The sequence below is a fragment of the Nocardia sp. NPDC051832 genome (assembly GCF_040681285.1).
In the GTDB taxonomy this organism is placed as follows: Bacteria; Actinomycetota; Actinomycetes; order Mycobacteriales; family Mycobacteriaceae; genus Nocardia.
In genome coordinates, this window is sequence record NZ_JBFAYL010000003.1 from 170,912 (window position 1) to 188,727 (window position 17,816).

The following is a 17,816-nucleotide window of genomic DNA, read 5'->3' on the forward strand; positions in this document are numbered from 1 at the left end:
GGCCACTGTCCGGCATCGGCTGGGGCGGGTCGTGCGGTCAGGCCGCGGACGCGCCGAGTTCCTCGCTCCGGGTGGGGTAGTCGGTGTAGCCCTCCGCGCCGCCGACGTACATCAGGTGGGCCTCCCGGATCTGGTTGATCGGCGCTCCGGTGCGGAGCCGATCGACCAGGTCGGGGTTGGCGAGGAAGGACCGGCCGAGCGAGACGAAGTCGGCGCCTGCCGCGAGCAGGCGTTCAGCGGCCACCCTGCCGCCGTCGACGGGCAGGGGCACACCCCAGCCGAGGTTGGGATTGGCGATCACGCGGCCTGGCCAGATCTCGCGAATCTGTTGGAAGACGCTGCTTTCCGGATCGGCGAAGACGATGTGCAGATAGGCGAGGCCCTGGCCGGCGAGGGCGGTGACGAGGGCCGGGTAGATGGCCGCGGTGTCGCCCTCGTCGATGCCGTTGACGCTGACGGCGGGGGAGATGCGCACGCCGACCCGCTCCGGCCCGATGGCCGCGGCGACCGCGGTGACGACCTCGACGGTGAAACGGATGCGGTTGGCGACCGTGCCGCCGTACTCGTCGGTGCGGCGGTTGGTGTTCTGCGACAGGAACTGGTGCAGCAGATAGCCGTTCGCACTGTGGATTTCCACGCCGGCGAAGCCCGCGTCGATGGCATTGCGGGCGGCCGCGACGAAATCGTCGATGGTCGACTGGATTTCGCCGACGGTGAGCTCGCGCGGAACCACCGGATCCTGGGGGCCGCTGGGGGTGTGGATGGGCTCGGGCAGCGGGATCGGCGACGGCGCCACCGGATCCACCCCGCTGTTGTCGGGGTGGCCGACCCGTCCGCCGTGCTGCAATTGCAGGAACATCCGCCCGCCCGCGGCCTGCACCGCGTCGGTGACCCGACGCCAGCCCGCCACGTGCGCGGCGGTGTATATGGCGGGGATGTTCGCGTAGGTCTGCCCCGCCTGATTGGGTGTGGCGGCTTCGGCGATGATCAGGCCCGCGGACGCGCGCTGGGCGTAGTAGGTCGCCATGAGTGGGCGGGGGACACCGTCGGCGGCCGCGCGATTGCGCGTCATCGGCGCCATCACCAGGCGGTTCGGGAGGTCCAGGGTGCCGAGGCGAGCGGGCTCGAAGAGCTGGGCGCCGGCTGCTGTGTTCGTCATGCGGGTACGGTAAAACCTGACACTGATGTCAGAATCAAGTCCAGCGGTGAAATATGAGGTAGCGGAATGCGAATCGGGGAGCTGACACAGCGCACGGGAGTCAGCGAGCGCTCGCTGCGGTACTACGAACAGCAGGGCCTGCTCCTGGCCGAACGCACGCCCGGCGGCCACCGAGACTATCCCGAATGGGCGGTCGACCGCGTCATCCACATCCAGGAACTGTTCGCCGCCGGCCTGAACAGCAAGAAGATCGCGCAAATCCTGCCGTGCATGCGCGACTCCGACGGCGGCGCCAACGAATACGCCACCCCGGAACTGGTCACCGAACTGACCGTCGAACGCGACCGCATCACCCGCACGATCGCCGACCTCATCCGCTCCCGCGACGTCCTGGACGAAGTGATCGACCGCGCCGCCGAACGCTTCACACCTGCGAACATCGCGTAGAAAACAGCGACCCGGCGCGGGTTTCTACTCATGTGCCGCCGACCCCCGGCGCCGACCCTTGAAGCATGACTACAGCTATCGATCCGGTGCTGCTCATGCGTCTGTCGGGACAGTTCACGACGCTGGGCGCGCAAATGTGCGACCTCGGCCGAGATCTCCAAATATTGCGATCCCAGATCGCGGCCGGAGTCACTGAGGCACAGTCGATTTCAGAAGAACGCGTCGCCGAAGCCGTCCGCGCCGCCACGCGCACGCCCGCGCAGCCAGAGTCTCCTGAAGCTGAATCCGCGTCGACCACGCCGGAATCTGCACCGGCCATTCCGGAGTCGGAGTCGGCCGAGCCGGAGTCCAGGTCGCCCATGCCTAACCAGGTTGCGCCTATGTCAGGGTCTGGAGCGCCTATGTCAGGATCGGCTTCGTCTGAGCTGGAGTCGGGATCGACCACGCCGGAATCTGCACCGGCCATGCCGGAGTCCGGGTCGCCCAAGGCTAACCAGGTTGCGCCTATGTCCGCGTCGGGGTCGCCGATGTCGGTAGCGGCTTCGTCTGAGCTGGGGTCGAGGTCGGTCATGCCGGAGTCGGCGTTGCCGAAGCCTGAGTCGGCGTCGGCAACTTCCGAGTCGATGCATTCGGAAACGCAAGGGGGGCCAACGGAGGCATGGCCGACAGGACAGCGGGAGTGGTCGGCGGGGGCGCGGCCGGGGGCTCCGCAGCCGTCGCAGCCGATGGCTGGGGCGCAGGCTTGGCCGGGTGCGCAGCAGGGTGGGCACGGTGCGGCGGAACAGCGGGGTGCGGCTGGAGGGCCGGGGTATGGGCAGCGGCCGGGGCAGCCGCCTTTCGGCTGGGCGGCACCGCCGCAGGGTGCGTGGGCTCAGGTGCCGCCAATGGGGGCGCCGCATGTGCCGCCGGGGATGCGGCCGCCGGTGCGTAAGCCGGCTGGGATTCCGTGGTGGCAGCGGGAAGGTGTGATCAGCAGGCTGCTGGCGGTCGCCGGTGTGGGGGTGACCTTGGTCGGTGTGGTGATGCTGCTGGTGCTGGCCGCGCAGGCTGGGATTTTCGGGCCGGTGCCGAGAGTTGTTGCGGGCGCGGTGTTCTCCGGGGCGCTCGTGGCGGTCGGGATGCGGGTGTATGGGCGCGCGGGTGGTCACGTCGGCGGTATTGCGTTGGCGGCGACTGGTTTTGCCGGTGCGTATCTCGATGTTGTCGCGGTGACCTCGATTTATGAGTGGTTGCCTCGGGCCGGTGGTCTCGGGCTGGCCTTTGCGATCGCGGCGGGCGGTGTGGCGTTGGCGCTGCGGTGGAACGCGCAGGCGCTGGCGGTGCTGGTTGTTGCTGGGGCGGCGTTGCTCGCGCCCGTGGTTACTTCGGAATTGGTGTTGCTCGGCTTCCTCATTGTTTTGCAGTTGACCTGTGTGCCAGTGCAATTGGTGAAGGATTGGCCCGCACTGCATGTGGTGCGGACGCTGCCCGCGGTGCTGGCCACGTTGCTCTACGTGGCGATCGCGGGCTTCGATTCCGCCCAGCGGGATCGTGTGCACTGGGTGCTCGTCGCGGCGGTTGTCGTCGCACTGATCGGACTGGCGGGAACCCTCCTCGTGGTCCGTAAGCGCCCTGGCGATCTCATTGCCACCGTGGCTTTCGCGATCTCCACGATTCCGTTGCTGGCGGTGGTGGGCTTGTTCGACCGGGTGCCGAGCATGATCATCGCGGGCGCCGCGGCGGTGGTCCTGACGACGGTCGCCACGCTGGCCATGGTTCCGAAACTCGCCGCCGCGACCAAGATTCCGGCGCATACCGGGATCGCCGCCGCGGTGACCGGCGCATTCGCTCTTCTCGAAGTCTGCGTTCAGGCGACCGAGGTGCAGACCGCGCCGATCGCTTTGTTCCTGGTCGCCATCGGCTACCTCGGCGTGGCCGGGCAGCGGCGCAACCGGGTCGCCGCGGGGATCGGCGGCGTCTTCGCCCTGCTCGGCGCGCTCACCTTCCTGTCCCGGGTGGATCCGGAAACGCTTGCGACGCAACGCCTCGCGGACCAGTACCTAAATCTTCCGACCGCGCTGGCGGCGGTACTCGGTGTGGCCGTGCTCGCCGTCGCGGTGTGGGGCCTGCGCCGGACCCCGGCGCTGGACCGGGACGACACCGGGCGATCGATGCTCCTGATCGTCGCGGGCGCGGCCGGGCTCTACGCGGTCACCGCCACCACGGTCTCCATCGGCATCGCGACCGGCGCGGCCGACGGCTTCGTCCTCGGCCACAGCGCCGCCACCATCCTGTGGATGGCCGCCGCCACCTCCGCCCTGCTGTATGGCCTGCGCAACCTCGCGCGCTCGGCGGCCATCGCGAAAGTCGCACTGGGATCCGGTCTTCTGGTCACGGCCGCCGCGCTGGCCAAACTGTTCCTGTTCGACCTCGCCACCCTCGACGGACTCGTCCGAGTCGCCGCCTTCCTGGTGGTCGGCGTCCTGCTCCTGCTGGCAGGCACCCGCTATGCCCGCGCCTTCGCCGAAGCGAGCACGACCAACCCGCCATCGCGCTGACCCCCAACGGAACAGGGCCCGTCCACAGCGGACGGGCCCTTCTTCGCTGTCGTTTACTCCTGCTCGCGGCGGCGCAGCAGTTCGTTCACACTCACCGTGCGCCCGTCCTCGCCGCTGTGCCGGCCCTGCTCGGACCCCGCGATCCGGCGACGCGAGGACCGCAGCTCCGCCATCCAATTCTCGATGCTGCTGCGGCTGTCGTCCGGCGCTGCTTCGGGCTCCGGAGCAGCGTGGTGGGTGGGCCGGTGCTCTTCCGGCTCGGGTGTGAAGGGCTCGGTATTCACCGGTTCCGGCTGCGCTGGTTCCGGTGCGGGCGGCACCGTCCGCGATACCTCGGGCGCGGGGACCGGCGGCAGGACACGCGGCCGCGTCGGGTCGGGTGCGGGCGGCATCGGCACGGGTCTGGGCGGCTCGGCCTTCCGTGACTTGGGCGGCAGCACCCGCGGCTGACGCGGCGGCTGGGCCGGTGGTTGCGCCGGCGGCTGGGCCGGTGGTTGCGCTGCCGGCTGGGTCGGCGGCACCTTGTCCAAGCGCTGGGTGGGAGCCTCGGCCTCGATTTCCGCGACGGTGCGCGGCCGGCGCGGCGACTTCGGCGGGCGCTGACCGTCGGCCAGTACCGGCATCACCATGGTGACGGGGTCGGTGACCGGCGTGGTCTTCACCAAGTCGACCAGCTCGCCGCCGCCGGGCCGCTCGTCGTCGAGGATGGGTTCGCCCAGCCCGATCTTCTGCTGGATCTTCTTCATCCACTTCGGCGCCCACCAGCAGTCGTCGCCGAGCAGCTTCATGGTCGCCGGCACCAGCAGCATGCGCAGAATGGTGGCGTCGATCAACAGCGCCGCGACCATGCCGTAGGCCAGGTACTTCATCATGACCAGGTCGGAGAACGCGAACGCGCCGACCACCACGAGCAGGATCAGCGCGGCGGCGGTGATGATGCGGCCGGTCTGCGCGGTGCCGATGCGCACCGCCTCGGTGGTGGAGGCGCCCTGGGCGCGCGCTTCCACCATGCGCGAGAGCAGGAAGACCTCGTAGTCGACCGACAGGCCGTACACCACGGCGATGATCAGCACCAAGATCGGCGACATGATCGGCTGCGGCGTGAAATTCAGCAGTCCGGCCCCGTGACCGTCGATGAAGATCCAGGTCAGGATGCCGAGCGTGGACCCCAGCCCGAGCGCGCTCATCAGCGCGGCCTTGATCGGCAGCACCAGTGAACCGAAGGTCAGGAACATCAGCAGCATGGTGACCAGCAGCACCAGGCCGATCATCATCGGCATGCGGTCGACCAGCGCCTCGATACTGTCCTTGGTGATCGCGGGCGTGCCGCCGACATACATCTGGACGTCGTCGGGCAACGACATCGAGCGCAGGTAGTCGATGGTGGGGTCGGGGTTCTCCGAATCCGCCAGTGTCGCGGTGGTGCGGTACACATTCGGATTGGTGGTGGACCGCGACGGCACCTCGAACTGACCGGTGAGCCCCGGCGCGGCGTTGGCTTCCTTCCACACCTTGCCGACGCTGCTGCTGTTCGGGGAATCGAACACCAGCATGATCGGGTCGGTCTTGCGCAGCGGGAAGATCTCGTCGAAGTGCTGCTGCGCCAGGCGGGTCGAATTGTCCGGCGGCAGATAGCGTTCGTTGATACCGCCGAACGCCAGGTTCTTCACCGGGATGATGAGCAGCAGCAAGATGATGGTGATCGGCACCGCGATCTTCAGCGGATGCTGCATCACCCAGCGGGTCTGCCGGCCCCAGAATCCGCTCTCCACCTCTTCGGCGGTCTTGGTCTTGCGCATGAACTTGAACCCGAGCCAGTCCACGCGCTTGCCGAGCACCGCAAGCATGGCGGGCAGGATGGTGATCGAGGTCAGCGCGGCCAGCGTCACCGTGGCGATGGAGCCGTAGGCGATGGACTTCAAGAAGCCCTGCGGGAACAGCAGCAGGCCCGCGAGACTGGCCACGATCATGGTCGCGGAGAAGACGACCGTGCGCCCCGCGGTCATGACCGACCGGCGGACCGCGGCCTTGGTGTCGTAGCCCTCGGCCAGTTCCTCACGGAACCGGCTGACGATGAACAGGCCGTAGTCGATGGCCAGGCCGAGGCCGATCATCGAGACGATGTTGCCGACGAAGTTGTTCACCTCGGTGAACCTGGTCAGGAACATGATGATGCCGTTGGCGCCGATGATCGTCAGACCACCGATGATCAACGGCAGTGCCGCCGCGACGACGCCGCCGAAGATGAAGAACAGCAGCAGGGCGACCGCCGGGAAGGCGATCACCTCCATGCGTTTGGAGTCGTGGGCGATGGTGTCGTTCAGCGTGCCCGCGACCGCTTGCAGGCCGGCGACCTCGGTTTCGATCCCCGGAACGCCGAACTGGTCCTTGACCACCCGGTAGTTGCGCACCATGTCGGTGTCGTTGTCGCCGACGATGGCGACGGACGCGAAGGTGTACTTCTTGTCCTTGGACCCGAACAGCGAGGGCTGGGCCGGACCGGTCTCGGTCTGCCAGTAAGCCCCGTTGACCTTGGCGATCTGCTTCGGATATTCCTTGGGCAGCCGGTTCAGGCTCTCCAGGATCTTCTGCTTGAACTCCGGGTCATCGATGGTCTTGCCGGCGGGCGCGGAGTAGAGCACCAGCACATCGCCGGAATGATCACGCCCGTAGGCGGAGTCCGCGATCCGCGCCGCCTGCGTGGACTGCGACGTCGGATCGTCGAACCCGCTGGAGCTGAGATGGTCTTGTACGCCCATGCCGTAGTAACCGAGCGCCAGCAGGGCAGCCGCGACTATGCCTAGGACGGCGAAGCGCAGCCGGTAGACCAGATCGCCCCAGCGTGTGAACACTAAGCGACTCCTTGGGCGGGGCGAGAGGTGAGCAGTGCCGACAGCGGCCGGAACGGCTGCAGCCAAGCACCCTCGTCGGGCAGCGACTCGAGGCTGACCCGTGGCAATGGTTCACGGAAGACACCCGGGATGTCCTCGAGATCGATGAACTCGAGGGTATCCGATGTGACGGCCCAACTCGCGTGCTCGCGGAAGCCTAATACTTGTACGGGGATGCCGTGCGCGGCAAGTTTTTCCAGTGGCTCGCGGAAGGCCTGGCCGTCCGCGGAGGCGACCATGATGCCCGCCAGTCCGGCGCCGCGACTGCGTAGGTCGATGTGCGCCAGCATGTCGGCGTCGACATCGGAGTCCTCGTCGACCTTCGGCTTGGCGAAGACGGCGTAACCGACATTGCGCAGCGCCTCCACCCACGGCCGCACCACGTCGGCGGTGCCGGGCGCGATATTGGTGAAGACGGTGGCTTCGGCTTCGACCCGGCTCTGGCTGCCGACCGAGAGCTCGGCGGTGCGCGCGAGCAGCCAGCGGCCGAGCGCGTCGAAGCGCGGGCGGTAGGCGGCAGTCGGTCTGCCGCCGAGGATGGCGCCTAGACCCATGTCGAGATTGGGCGCGTCCCAGACGAGCAGAACCCGGCGCACGTCCGGCGTCGAGACGCTCAGAACTTCGGGGCCCTGCACCTCCCCGGCAACATCGGTGACCTCGGCGGCCAACTCACTGGCGATCATCATTCGATCTTGCCCCATATGAACTCGGTGATGGCGCTTCCGGCGCGATGTGCCTTGCCTTCGAATTTCGTGACAGGGCGGTCGAACCCGATCGGGGCGGTGTCGCGATGCTCCGCGCTGACGCCGCCTGTGGCCTCGTTGAGGCCGATGAACTGGGACTCTCCGGCGCCGACCGCCGCGATCCACTCGGCGTAGTCGGCGTGGTCGGTAGCGACGTGCAACACACCGCCGGGCCGCAGGCGGCTGGCGATGAGGGCGAGCGTGGCGGGCTGCAGCAGCCGGCGCTTGTGGTGGCGGGCCTTCGGCCACGGGTCCGGGAAGAAGACCCGGACGCCGGTAAGCGAATTCTCCGCAACCATGTTTTCGAGGACGTCGACGGCGTCGCCGCGCAGCAGCCGGATGTTGTCGATCTGCTCGCGTTCGATGCGCTGCACGAGCTGAGCCAGACCCGGCTGGTACACCTCGATGCCGATCAGGTTCAGGTGCGGCTCGGCCTGGGCCATCTCGGCGGTCGCGGTACCGGTGCCACAGCCGATCTCGATGACCAGCGGGGCGTGGCGCCCGAACCAGGCGTCGGCGTCCAACGGCTCGTCCCCGACCGGGCGGCCGATCGTGGGCCACATGCGGTCCCAGGACGCCTGCTGATTCGGGGTCAGCGCGCCGCGACGGGAGCGGAAGCTGGTGACCCGCGGGTACAGGCGGGAGCCGGTGGTGGAGCGTCGTCCGGCTTCGAGGGGGACCGCGGCTGTGGACGGCCCCGGAACCGACTCGTCAGTATGGTTAACGGCGTCGTTCACGCGGTCTATTGTGCCTTCCCGCCTCTCCGCGTATTCAGGCCAGGCCCAGGTGCGGAGGGAGACGGCGTCGGCGACCGGCGGTTTCCTGGTCGGCTGACTTGGTCGTTGTCCGGCTCACGCCGCGCGCGCGGCTCGCACCGGACGGGCCGGGACCGACTCGTCGCGCAGCGGCTGGCCCAGCACGACCCGGGCGGCGGTCGAGGCCATTTCCAGCAGCCCGCGCAGACCGGTGGGGGAGGCGAGGACCGACCAGACCGTGGTGTCGGTGTTGCCGGTCGCGGGTTCCCCGGCGATCCGGGCCGACAGCCAGGCGAGGCTGATCGGGGTGTGCAGCACCAGCATCGAGAAGTGCTCGCTGAGGCGATCGCGCACGTAGGTGACGGTCGCGCCGCCGTCGCGGTAGCGCTCCACCTGCCCGTCCACCCCATCCATGTGGATGACCTGATCGTGGACCGGCTGCACCACCAGCAGCGGACAGTCCGGGGTGGAGTGGCCCAGCCGCAGATCGTCGAACATGGCCTGGAACTCGGGGGTGTCGAGCATCTGCTCCAGCGGTTCGCCGGTGAGGAAGTCGCCCAGCTTCTGATTGGCGAGCCCGACGATGGAGCCGACCGGGGTCGAGCTTCCCGCGTGCGCGACGAACTGCTGCCCGTCGGCGGTGAGCCCTTCGCGGACCACCGCGCCGAGCACGGGATAGAGCTTGTGCAGGGCGGCGATGACGACGGCGGGCAGCCCGGCGTAGGCGGTTCCGTTGAGCCGCAGGAAGACCTGGCCGGGGTCGCCGACCGGCGCGCCGAGCACCGCGCCGACGATATTGAGCTCCGGCGCGTAGGTCGGCGCCATCTCGACCAGCCAGGAGCTGGCCATGCCGCCCCCGGAGTAACCCCAGGCCGCGACCGGCGTGCGCGAATGCAGGCCGAGCGGCGCGAAACTCAGCGCGGCGCGCACGCCGTCGAGCGCGCGGTATCCGGGTTCGCGGGGCGCGCCGAAGTTGCCCTGCGGTCCTTCGTGATCGGCGATCGACACCGCCCAGCCGCGGCGCAGCGCATTGGCGACGAGCAGCCATTCGAACTGGGTGACCGCGCCGATCGCCCGCGCGCCGCGGCGCAAAGCGTAAGAGGGCGCGCATTTCTCGGTGACCGCGTCCATCGCGGTCTGGAACGCGAGCAGCGGCCGATCGACCTCGGGGTCCGCCCCCGCGGGCAGCAGCACCGTGGTGATCGCGACCTCGGGCGTGCCGTCCATATCGTTGCTCCGGTAGAGCAGCTGCCAGGCCGAGACCTGCTGCGGGACAATGCCGAACAGCGCGAGCTCGATCTTGCGGCTGCGCAGGACGGTGCCGGCGGGCCGGTTCGCGAAACCCTTGGGCGGCCGGTGGAACGGATCCGCGCTGGGCAGCGGCGGGGTCTTGCCGGAGAGCAGCTGGGCCGAATTCAGCAGGATCTGGGTGGAATTCACCAGGATCCGCGCGGAATTGTGCAGCACCTGGGCGGCATTGCCGCGCGCGGGCATCGCGTCGATCCGGTGCTCGCGCAGCTGCTTCGGCGCGGTGTCGGCAATGGTGTCGATGCTCATCACAACCCCTCCCGCCCGCCCCGGTGGACGGACTTCTCTGTATATCGGAACAGCCTCGACATCCGTTCCGGGAATCGGCGCGAAAAGTGCATATTGTTCGAAAACGACTGGTACGCACCGTTACTCATGCTGATCCACCTGCTGAGTATGGGGGAGCGCGCGGTGTCTGTGAACCCTGGTTATAGGACTGGCGCCCGGCACTAGACTGCGGCCATGAACTCACCGACGGTGTTCATCACCGGTGCGGCCGCGGGTATCGGGCGGGCCACGGCCCTGCTTTTCGCTGCGCAGGGCTATCGGGTCGGCGCGTACGACATCGACGAGATCGGCCTCTCCCGGCTCGCCGCGGCGATCTCCGAGGCCGGTGGCACAGTGCACACCGGCCTCCTGGATGTGACGAACGCCACGCAGTGGTCCGAGCGGCTCGCCGAATTCCACAGCGCGACAGGCCGGCTCGACATCCTGATCAACAACGCCGGCATCCTGCGCTCGGGCCCCTTCGAGGAGCTCGAACCCGCCGTGCACCGCGCCATCATCGAGGTCAACGTCGTCGGGGTCATCAACGGCACGCACGCGGCGTTCCCGTATCTGCGGGACACCGCGGGCGCTCAGGTGGTGAACCTGTGCTCGGCCTCGGCGATCTACGGCCAGCCCGAACTCAGCAGCTACGGCGCCTCCAAGTCGGCGGTCAAAAGCCTCACCGAGGCCCTGGACCTGGAGTGGGAACGCCACGACATCCGGGTGCTCGCGATCTGGCCGCTGTTCGTCGCCACCGCCATGGTAGACGGAATCGACACCGGGACCACGCAATCGCTCGGTATCCACCTGACCGCCGAGGACGTGGCCGCCGGCATCTGGTCCGCCGTCCGCAAGCGCGGCCGGCTGCCGAAGGTGCACTACGAGATCGGCGCGCAGGCCAAGGTGCTGGCGGCCGCGGGCAAGTACGCCCCGAGCTGGGCCACCCGCACGGTCAACAAATACCTGGCCAAACGCTGAACCAAAGGCGTGGTCGGCGCGTGCGGCAGCGCTGCGTCTGACAGAATTGCGCAGCGAGAAGGGGGTATGGAGCCTTGCCGACAGCGACCGAATTCAATGGGCAACCGCGCGAGCGCGGAGTGCCGACACGGGAACAGGATCAGCTGGATCAGCTGCTCGTCCAATTACAGGCGTCCGGGGCGGATCCCCAGATCGGATATCACGCCGGCGTCGCGGTGAACTCCTGGCGGCGACCGCCGCGCATCCAGGTCACCGGGCGCGCGCACGCGGGCCGCACCACGGTGCTGCACGCGCTGGCGCTGATGTCGGCCGCGGAGACCGGTCCGGTGGACGAACCGGGCCAGCCCGATCCGGTGATCGACGCCGATCTCGTCGTCTACGTGCTCGCCGGTTCGCCGCTGCCCGCCGACCGCCGAATCCTGGACGCGCTGCCGCCCGAACGCACAGTGGTCGTACTGAACAAGGCCGACGCCATCGGAACCCGTTGGGCCGACGCCGTGTTCGCCGCCGACCAGTACAGCCGCGAGCTGGGGATCGTGGTGCTGCCGGTGGTCGCCTCGCTGGCCGTGCGCACCCGCGCCGGCGCGGTGTCCGATCCCGAGCTGGCCACGCTGCGCCGGCTCGCCGAGTCCGGTGATCCGTCGCTGACGCTGTCCTCGGACCTGTTCACCTCGCCGACCCTGGGCCCCGACGTCGCCGAACGCGAGCAGCTGCTGGAGCGCTGGGATTTCTACGGCATCACCTGCGCGCTGAGCGCGCTGCGCCGCGAACCCGGCCTGTCCGGACATCAGGTCATCCAGATTCTGCACGCGGTCAGCGGCGTCGATCCGCTGCATCGCCTGCTGCATCGCCGCTACGAGCAGGTGACCGCGCTGCGCGGCGGCGAGATGCTCGACGAACTCGCGCGGCTCGCGGCGCGTGCGGTCCCCGGTGTGCACGGCCGGGCCCGCGACCTGATCGAGGGCTACCTCGACAGCGACGACGCCATGTGGACGGCGCTGTGCGCGGGTGTGGCCAATCCGTCGGTCGCGCACCTGGCCGCCGGGTATCCCTCGCCCGCGCCCGCCGACGCCGACGACGCGCTGCACCGGGCGGCGCGCTGGCGCGCGGTCGTCTCCAGCGACATGTCTCCCGCGGCCCGCCGCTCCGCGCTGCGCGTGCACAACGGGTACGTCCGGCTATGGGAGCGAATGAGCAGTGCCGGACTCTGATCCCGCTGCGCCCCCAGCCGATTCGCCGGCCCCGGCCCTGCCCGCCGAGGTCGAGAAGGTGGTGGCGCGCTGGAACCCGCAGGGCGCGGCCCTGCTGACGGCGATGCGGTCCGGGAACGGCGCGGCGCGGGTCAGCCTGATCGGCCCCGATGACGCCAACACCACGCTGCTGCGCACCGAGCTGGCGCGGTTCGAACCGCGCATCGATCTCACCGACCCGATGCCCGATCCGGGCGCGGCGGTGGAGCACACGTCCCCGTCGGGCGCGGCGCCGAACACCGTCGTGCTGGTCCTGCTCGACGCGGGCAACACCCTGGGCACCGGCACCCTGGATCTGCTGCGCCGCCTGCGCGCCGACGACATCCGAATCCTGCTCGCCATGAACGCCATCCACGCCTACAGCGACTGGCGTTCGGTGCGCCGGCACAATCAGGAGCTGCTCACCGCCCACGGCTACGACGACCTGGACATCCTCCCGGTCTCCGCGAAACTGGCCGGCGCGGCCCGCGCCACCAACGACGCCAGCCTGCTCGACCGCTCCGGCCTCACCGCGCTGCACACCGAGCTGACCGCCGCCGCGGCCGGCGCCCCCGCCGCGGGCCGATTCGCGGCCGTCACCGGCCGGGTGCTCACCGACACCCGGCAGCGCATCGTCGACCAGGTCGAGAAGCTCCGCGCCGCCACCGAGGTGGACCGCTGGCGGGAGGAGCGCGCCACGCTGCTCGCCGGGCGGGACGGCGGCCGCGCCAGCGTGATGGCGGCGCTGCGCGGTCAGCTGCACCTGGCCCGGGTCGATCTGATGACCGAGGTCGGCTCCCAGGTCCGTTCGCTGCATGTCGGGGCGCGCGCCGAACTCGACCGGCTGCGCCCGAAAGAGCTGAGCGCCTACCCGGATCGCTTGCAACTGGCGGTAACCGAGCTGACCGGGGCCCTGGACCAGCAGATCGACCGCCGGCTGCTGGTCTTGGTGGACCGCCTCGACGGCGCCACCGAGCTGCCGCATCGGCGCCGTGATCAGGCGCCGCGGGTGGGCCCGGATCCCGAACCTCGGCACCGGGGTGTCGAAGATCACTTGATGGTCGCGCTCGGCGCGTCGGCGGGCGTCGGTCTGGGCCGTCTGCTGGTGGCTCCGCTGGCCCTCGTGCCGGCCCTGGATTTCGCCAGTATTCCGGTAACGCTGCTGCTCGGCGGCCTGGTCGCGTGGTGGGTGGTGCGGGCGCGCCGCCAGGTTGCCGACCGCCAGCATGTCCGGCAGTGGGTCGCCGACGCGCTGGTCAACGTCAAGGCACAGCTGGAGCAGCGAGTTGCCACGGCGCTGGTCGAGTCGGAGACCGAACTGGCCGACCAGGTGGTGCGCGCCAGTGCCGCTCGGATCCTGGAAACCGACCGTCGAGTGGCCGAATTGGAGGCCAGAATCCGCCGTGCGGGCACCGAGCAGCCAGGGCAACTCGCCGCCTGCAAACGCGATGTCGACACGCTGGATCAGCATCTTCGCCCTGTTGATCCGGCCTAAGAGTGGGTAATAAGACAGCACCCCAATTCCGTACTGGTCGTCATACCGCGTTAACCTCTAGGCAGGAACCTGGGCGTCCGCTTCGTCCTTGTACGCCGTCCAGCCGGGGCGCGCTTTACGACTGGTCGTAGCGGGAGCCTTCACCGCCAATGGTGGCGCTTGGTGTGTGCGCAGCACCCTCGACCGCCCATCTCAGGAGAGTTTTCATGACCTCAGCGACCATTCCTGGTCTGTCCGACGGCAACGCGCCTACCGCGCACCGCGAACTGCTCGCCTGGGTACAGGAAGTCGCAGAGCTCACCCAGCCGGAGCGGGTGGTCTGGGCGGACGGTTCCGACGCGGAGTGGGATCGACTAACTGCTCAGCTCGTCGAAGCGGGCACCTTCAAGAAGCTCGACGAGAAGAAGAAGCCGAACTCGTTCCTGGCGCTCTCCGATCCCTCCGATGTGGCGCGTGTCGAATCCCGCACCTACATCTGTTCCAAGACCGAAGCCGACGCCGGCCCGACCAACAACTGGGTCGACCCCGCCGAGATGCGCGCCACCATGACCGAGCTCTACAAGGGTTCGATGAAGGGCCGCACCATGTATGTGGTGCCGTTCTGCATGGGCCCGCTCGGCGCCGAGGACCCCAAGCTGGGCGTCGAGATCACCGACTCCGAGTACGTCGTGGTGTCGATGCGCGTGATGACCCGCATGGGCGCCGCCGCGCTGGAGAAATTAGGCACCGATCGCCCGTTCGTGAAGGCGCTGCATTCCGTGGGCGCCCCGCTGGCCGAGGGCCAGGCCGACGTGCCGTGGCCGTGCAACGACACCAAGTACATCACCCACTTCCCCGAGGACCGCGAGATCTGGTCCTACGGTTCCGGTTACGGCGGCAACGCCCTGCTCGGCAAGAAGTGCTACTCGCTGCGTATCGCCTCGGCGATGGCGCACGACGAGGGCTGGCTGGCCGAGCACATGCTGATCCTCAAGCTGATCTCCCCGGAGAACAAGGCCTACTACATCGCGGCGGCGTTCCCGTCGGCCTGCGGTAAGACCAACCTCGCGATGCTGCAGCCGACGGTTCCCGGCTGGCGCGCGGAGACCCTGGGCGACGACATCGCCTGGATGCGTTTCGGCGCGGATGGCCAGCTGTACGCGGTGAACCCGGAGTTCGGCTTCTTCGGCGTCGCGCCGGGCACCAACCACAGCTCCAACCCGAACGCGATGGCCACCATCGACGCGGGCAACACCGTCTACACCAACGTCGCGCTGACCGACAACGGCGATGTGTGGTGGGAGGGCCTGGAAGGCGAGCCCGATCACCTGATCGACTGGAAGGGCAACGACTGGTACCTGCGGGAGACCGAAACCCTCGCCGCGCACCCGAACTCGCGCTACTGCACCCCGATGTCGCAGTGCCCGACGCTGGCGCCGGAGTGGGACGACCCGCAGGGCGTGCCGATCTCGGCGATCCTGTTCGGCGGTCGCCGCAAGACCACCATCCCGCTGGTGACCGAGTCCTTCGACTGGGAGCACGGCGTGTTCATGGGCGCCACCATGTCCTCGGAGCAGACCGCCGCGGCCGAGGGCAAGGTCGGCACCGTGCGCCGCGACCCGATGGCGATGCTGCCCTTCCTGGGCTACCACGTCGGTGACTACATGAACCACTGGATCTCGCTCGGCAAGAACGCGGACGCGAACAAGCTGCCGAAGATCTTCTACGTCAACTGGTTCCGCCGGGGCGCCGACGGCCGCTTCCTGTGGCCCGGATTCGGCGAGAACTCCCGCGTGCTGGAGTGGATCGTCGGCCGCATCGAGGGCTCGGCCGAGGGCGAGGCCACCGCGATCGGCACCGTCCCGCACGCCGCCAACCTCGACCTCGAGGGCCTGGACGTCGACCCGGCCGATGTCGACGAGGCGCTCGCGGTGAACGCCGAGGAGTGGCGCAAGGAGATCCCGATGATCGAGGAGTGGTTCGAGTTCGTCGGCGACAAGCTGCCCTCGGGCGTGCGCGATCAGTTCGAGGCGCTCAAGGAGCGCCTGGGCTGACCTGCCCCTGACGAAATGCCAACCGCCCGCACCGTTCCGAACGGTGCGGGCGGGATTTTTTCCAGCCGCCTGTCTGTTGTGCGAGGTTTGCCAGGCGGGTGCCCTATGCTTGCGCCGACCAGTCGACGATGACGGTCCAGCCCGGCTGCCCAGAGTTGGCTATCGGCTGAACCGCTTCCCGATCGAGAGGTGGTTTGCGCATGACCGATCTGGAGTTCGGCGGACCACAGACTCCGATGGTGGCGGGCCTGGATCTCGCCGGTGCGAGCACCCCGCTACGTCGTGCCGCGGGGCGGCTGGAGGCGGTGCTGCCGCCCGGCTGGCGCGTCGAGGTCGTCGACGCGCGGACTCCGGACGGACAGCCCACCCTGCGTGTTGTTATGCCTGATTAGCCGGTCCAGCCGAGGGGCATCAGCAGCGACTTCTGCTCACAGAACGCGTCGATGCCCTCCGGGCCGTTCTCCCGCCCGAGGCCGGAATTCTTGTAGCCGCCGAACGGCGAGCTCGGATCGAAGGCGTACCAATTGATCGCGTAGGTGCCGGTGCGCACCTTGGCGGCGATCTCCGCGCCGTGCTCGATATCGGTCGTCCACACCGAGCCGGCCAGGCCGTACTGCGAGTCGTTGGCGATCGCGACGGCCTCCTCCTCGGTGTCGTAGGGAATCACCGCCAGCACCGGTCCGAAGATCTCCTCCTGCGCGATGGTGGACTTGTTGTCCACGTCGGCGAAGATCGTCGGCTCGACGAACCAGCCGCGCTCGACGCCTTCGGGGCGGCCGCCGCCGAGCACCAGGCGCGCGCCCTCGGCGATGCCCTTGGCGATGTAGCCCTCGACGCGATCGCGCTGGGTCTCCGAGATCAGCGGGCCCAGTTGCACGCTCGGGTCGGTCGCCGGGTCGCCGGCCTTCATCGTCTTCACGTGTTCGACGAGCGCGTTCAGGATCTCGTCGTAGCGACTGCGCGGGGCCAGGATGCGGGTCTGGGCGACGCAGCCCTGGCCGGAGTTCATCAGGCCGGAGAAGGCGAGCTGCGGGATGGCCGCGGCGAGATCCGCGTCCTCCAGAATGATCGCCGCGGACTTGCCGCCCAGCTCGAGCGAGACCGTTTTGAGTTGGCCGGTGGCGATTGCCCCGATTTTGCGGCCGACCGCGGTGCTGCCGGTGAAGGTCACCTTGTCCACATCCGGATGCGAGACCAGGTACTCGGCCACCTCGGCCTCGGCGGGCAGCACCGAGAGCACGCCCTCGGGCAGGCCGGCGTCGGTGAAGATGTCGGCGATCATATTGGCGGTCAACGGCGTCAGCGGCGCGGGCTTGAGCACCACCGTGCAGCCGGCGAGCAACGCGGGGGCGAGCTTGTTGACGGCGAGGAACATCGGGACGTTCCAGGCGGTCACCGCCGCGACGACGCCGCGCGGTTCCCGGGTGACCCGGGTGGTGCCGAACATGCCGGTGCGAGTTTCGGCCCAGGGGAACGACTTCGCCAGTCCCGCGTAGGTGTCCAGGGCGGCGGTCGCCGGAATCTGGTTGAGCATCATGGCGAACATCTGCGGTGCGCCCATTTCCGCGGTGAGCGCGGCGACCAGGTCCGCCGAACGCTCCTCGATCAGGCGCGCGGCGCGGGTCAGCACCTGTGCGCGCTCCTCCGGTGCGGTCTGCGGCCAGGGCCCGGAATCGAAGGCCTGCCGGGCGGCGGCAACCGCGGCGTCGACGTCGGCGCGTTCGACGACCGGGACGCTGCCCACCGGCTCGACCGTGACCGGCGAGATGACCTGGAGGCGCTCGGAGCTGGTGGGCGCGGTCCATTTGCCGCCGATGAACAAGCTGTCGTAATGCATGGGAACACGTTACAGTTTTGTCGCCCGCTTGTCTGTAACATGTTTCAGTTTTCTTTCGCGCCAGGGTGCTGAGCTGCACGAATTCCAACCTGTCGGTTCGCTTCTCGGAGAACGCACTATTGCGTTCTGTTGCTGGA

General features: G+C 68.8%; 13 protein-coding genes. 7 read left to right on the forward strand and 6 right to left on the reverse strand.

Annotated elements, in window-relative coordinates; translation table 11 throughout:
* Positions 1 to 37: 37 nt before the first annotated feature.
* Entirely contained in the window at positions 38 to 1,159 is a 1,122-nt protein-coding gene (locus AB0M14_RS18535; protein WP_364996337.1) for an alkene reductase, read from the reverse strand.
* A 66-nt stretch (positions 1,160 to 1,225) separates the two neighbouring features.
* On the opposite strand from AB0M14_RS18535, the gene AB0M14_RS18540 reads away from it, so the two are divergent.
* Both AB0M14_RS18540 and AB0M14_RS18545 read left to right on the forward strand, forming a co-directional pair.
* Positions 1,226 to 1,606: a MerR family transcriptional regulator gene (locus AB0M14_RS18540; RefSeq protein WP_364996340.1), complete on the forward strand. Its 381-nt coding sequence runs from the start codon at positions 1,226 to 1,228 to the stop codon at positions 1,604 to 1,606.
* A gap of 884 nt (positions 1,607 to 2,490) precedes the next feature.
* A complete protein-coding gene (locus tag AB0M14_RS18545; RefSeq protein WP_364996342.1) occupies positions 2,491 to 4,143 on the forward strand; it encodes a DUF2339 domain-containing protein in 1,653 nt (550 codons plus the stop codon).
* 53 nt (positions 4,144 to 4,196) lie between these two features.
* On the opposite strand, the gene AB0M14_RS18550 is transcribed toward AB0M14_RS18545, so the two are convergent.
* From AB0M14_RS18550 to AB0M14_RS18565, 4 genes are all read right to left on the reverse strand, one after another.
* Entirely contained in the window at positions 4,197 to 6,995 is a 2,799-nt protein-coding gene (locus AB0M14_RS18550) for an MMPL family transporter (RefSeq protein ID WP_364996344.1), read from the reverse strand.
* The gene (locus AB0M14_RS18555) at positions 6,995 to 7,717 is read right to left on the reverse strand and encodes an NYN domain-containing protein (RefSeq protein WP_364996347.1); all 723 of its coding nucleotides are present in this window, start codon (positions 7,715 to 7,717) and stop codon (positions 6,995 to 6,997) included. The genes AB0M14_RS18550 and AB0M14_RS18555 overlap by 1 nt, the downstream gene beginning before the upstream one ends.
* Positions 7,717 to 8,514, reverse strand: a complete 798-nt coding sequence (gene trmB, locus AB0M14_RS18560; protein WP_364996349.1) for a tRNA (guanosine(46)-N7)-methyltransferase TrmB — start codon at positions 8,512 to 8,514, stop codon at positions 7,717 to 7,719. The genes AB0M14_RS18555 and trmB overlap by 1 nt, the downstream gene beginning before the upstream one ends.
* 114 nt (positions 8,515 to 8,628) lie before the next feature.
* A complete protein-coding gene (locus AB0M14_RS18565) occupies positions 8,629 to 10,089 on the reverse strand; it encodes a lipase family protein (protein WP_364996352.1) in 1,461 nt (486 codons plus the stop codon).
* A gap of 213 nt (positions 10,090 to 10,302) precedes the next feature.
* On the opposite strand from AB0M14_RS18565, the gene AB0M14_RS18570 reads away from it, so the two are divergent.
* The 5 genes from AB0M14_RS18570 (at position 10,303) to AB0M14_RS18590 (ending at position 16,234) form a co-directional block, all read left to right on the forward strand.
* Positions 10,303 to 11,085, forward strand: coding sequence for an SDR family oxidoreductase (locus tag AB0M14_RS18570; RefSeq protein WP_364996355.1), 783 nt, complete (start codon positions 10,303 to 10,305; stop codon positions 11,083 to 11,085).
* A gap of 119 nt (positions 11,086 to 11,204) precedes the next feature.
* Positions 11,205 to 12,296, forward strand: coding sequence for a hypothetical protein (locus AB0M14_RS18575; protein WP_364996358.1), 1,092 nt, complete (start codon positions 11,205 to 11,207; stop codon positions 12,294 to 12,296).
* Positions 12,283 to 13,809: a hypothetical protein gene (locus tag AB0M14_RS18580; protein ID WP_364996361.1), complete on the forward strand. Its 1,527-nt coding sequence runs from the start codon at positions 12,283 to 12,285 to the stop codon at positions 13,807 to 13,809. Before AB0M14_RS18575 ends, AB0M14_RS18580 begins: the two co-directional genes overlap by 14 nt.
* A 206-nt stretch (positions 13,810 to 14,015) precedes the next feature.
* Positions 14,016 to 15,842 (forward strand): phosphoenolpyruvate carboxykinase (GTP), encoded by a 1,827-nt coding sequence (locus tag AB0M14_RS18585; protein ID WP_364996363.1) that lies wholly within the window; start codon positions 14,016 to 14,018, stop codon positions 15,840 to 15,842.
* Between the two features lie 200 nt (positions 15,843 to 16,042).
* Positions 16,043 to 16,234 (forward strand): hypothetical protein, encoded by a 192-nt coding sequence (locus AB0M14_RS18590; protein ID WP_364996366.1) that lies wholly within the window; start codon positions 16,043 to 16,045, stop codon positions 16,232 to 16,234.
* On the opposite strand, the gene AB0M14_RS18595 is transcribed toward AB0M14_RS18590, so the two are convergent.
* The gene (locus AB0M14_RS18595; protein WP_364996369.1) at positions 16,231 to 17,679 is read right to left on the reverse strand and encodes an aldehyde dehydrogenase; all 1,449 of its coding nucleotides are present in this window, start codon (positions 17,677 to 17,679) and stop codon (positions 16,231 to 16,233) included. The two genes, AB0M14_RS18590 and AB0M14_RS18595, sit on opposite strands and share 4 nt — an antisense overlap.
* Positions 17,680 to 17,816: the final 137 nt, after the last annotated feature.

Coding starts and splice junctions, on each gene's coding strand:
- AB0M14_RS18535 (WP_364996337.1), bottom strand. CDS start 1,159: ATGACGAACACAGCAGCCGGCGCCCAGCTCTTCGAGCCCGCTCGCCTC.
- AB0M14_RS18555 (WP_364996347.1), bottom strand. CDS start 7,717: ATGATCGCCAGTGAGTTGGCCGCCGAGGTCACCGATGTTGCCGGGGAG.
- AB0M14_RS18545 (WP_364996342.1), top strand. CDS start 2,491: ATGGGGGCGCCGCATGTGCCGCCGGGGATGCGGCCGCCGGTGCGTAAG.
- AB0M14_RS18585 (WP_364996363.1), top strand. CDS start 14,016: ATGACCTCAGCGACCATTCCTGGTCTGTCCGACGGCAACGCGCCTACC.
- AB0M14_RS18595 (WP_364996369.1), bottom strand. CDS start 17,679: ATGCATTACGACAGCTTGTTCATCGGCGGCAAATGGACCGCGCCCACC.
- AB0M14_RS18570 (WP_364996355.1), top strand. CDS start 10,303: ATGAACTCACCGACGGTGTTCATCACCGGTGCGGCCGCGGGTATCGGG.
- AB0M14_RS18540 (WP_364996340.1), top strand. CDS start 1,226: ATGCGAATCGGGGAGCTGACACAGCGCACGGGAGTCAGCGAGCGCTCG.
- AB0M14_RS18565 (WP_364996352.1), bottom strand. CDS start 10,089: ATGAGCATCGACACCATTGCCGACACCGCGCCGAAGCAGCTGCGCGAG.
- AB0M14_RS18590 (WP_364996366.1), top strand. CDS start 16,043: ATGACCGATCTGGAGTTCGGCGGACCACAGACTCCGATGGTGGCGGGC.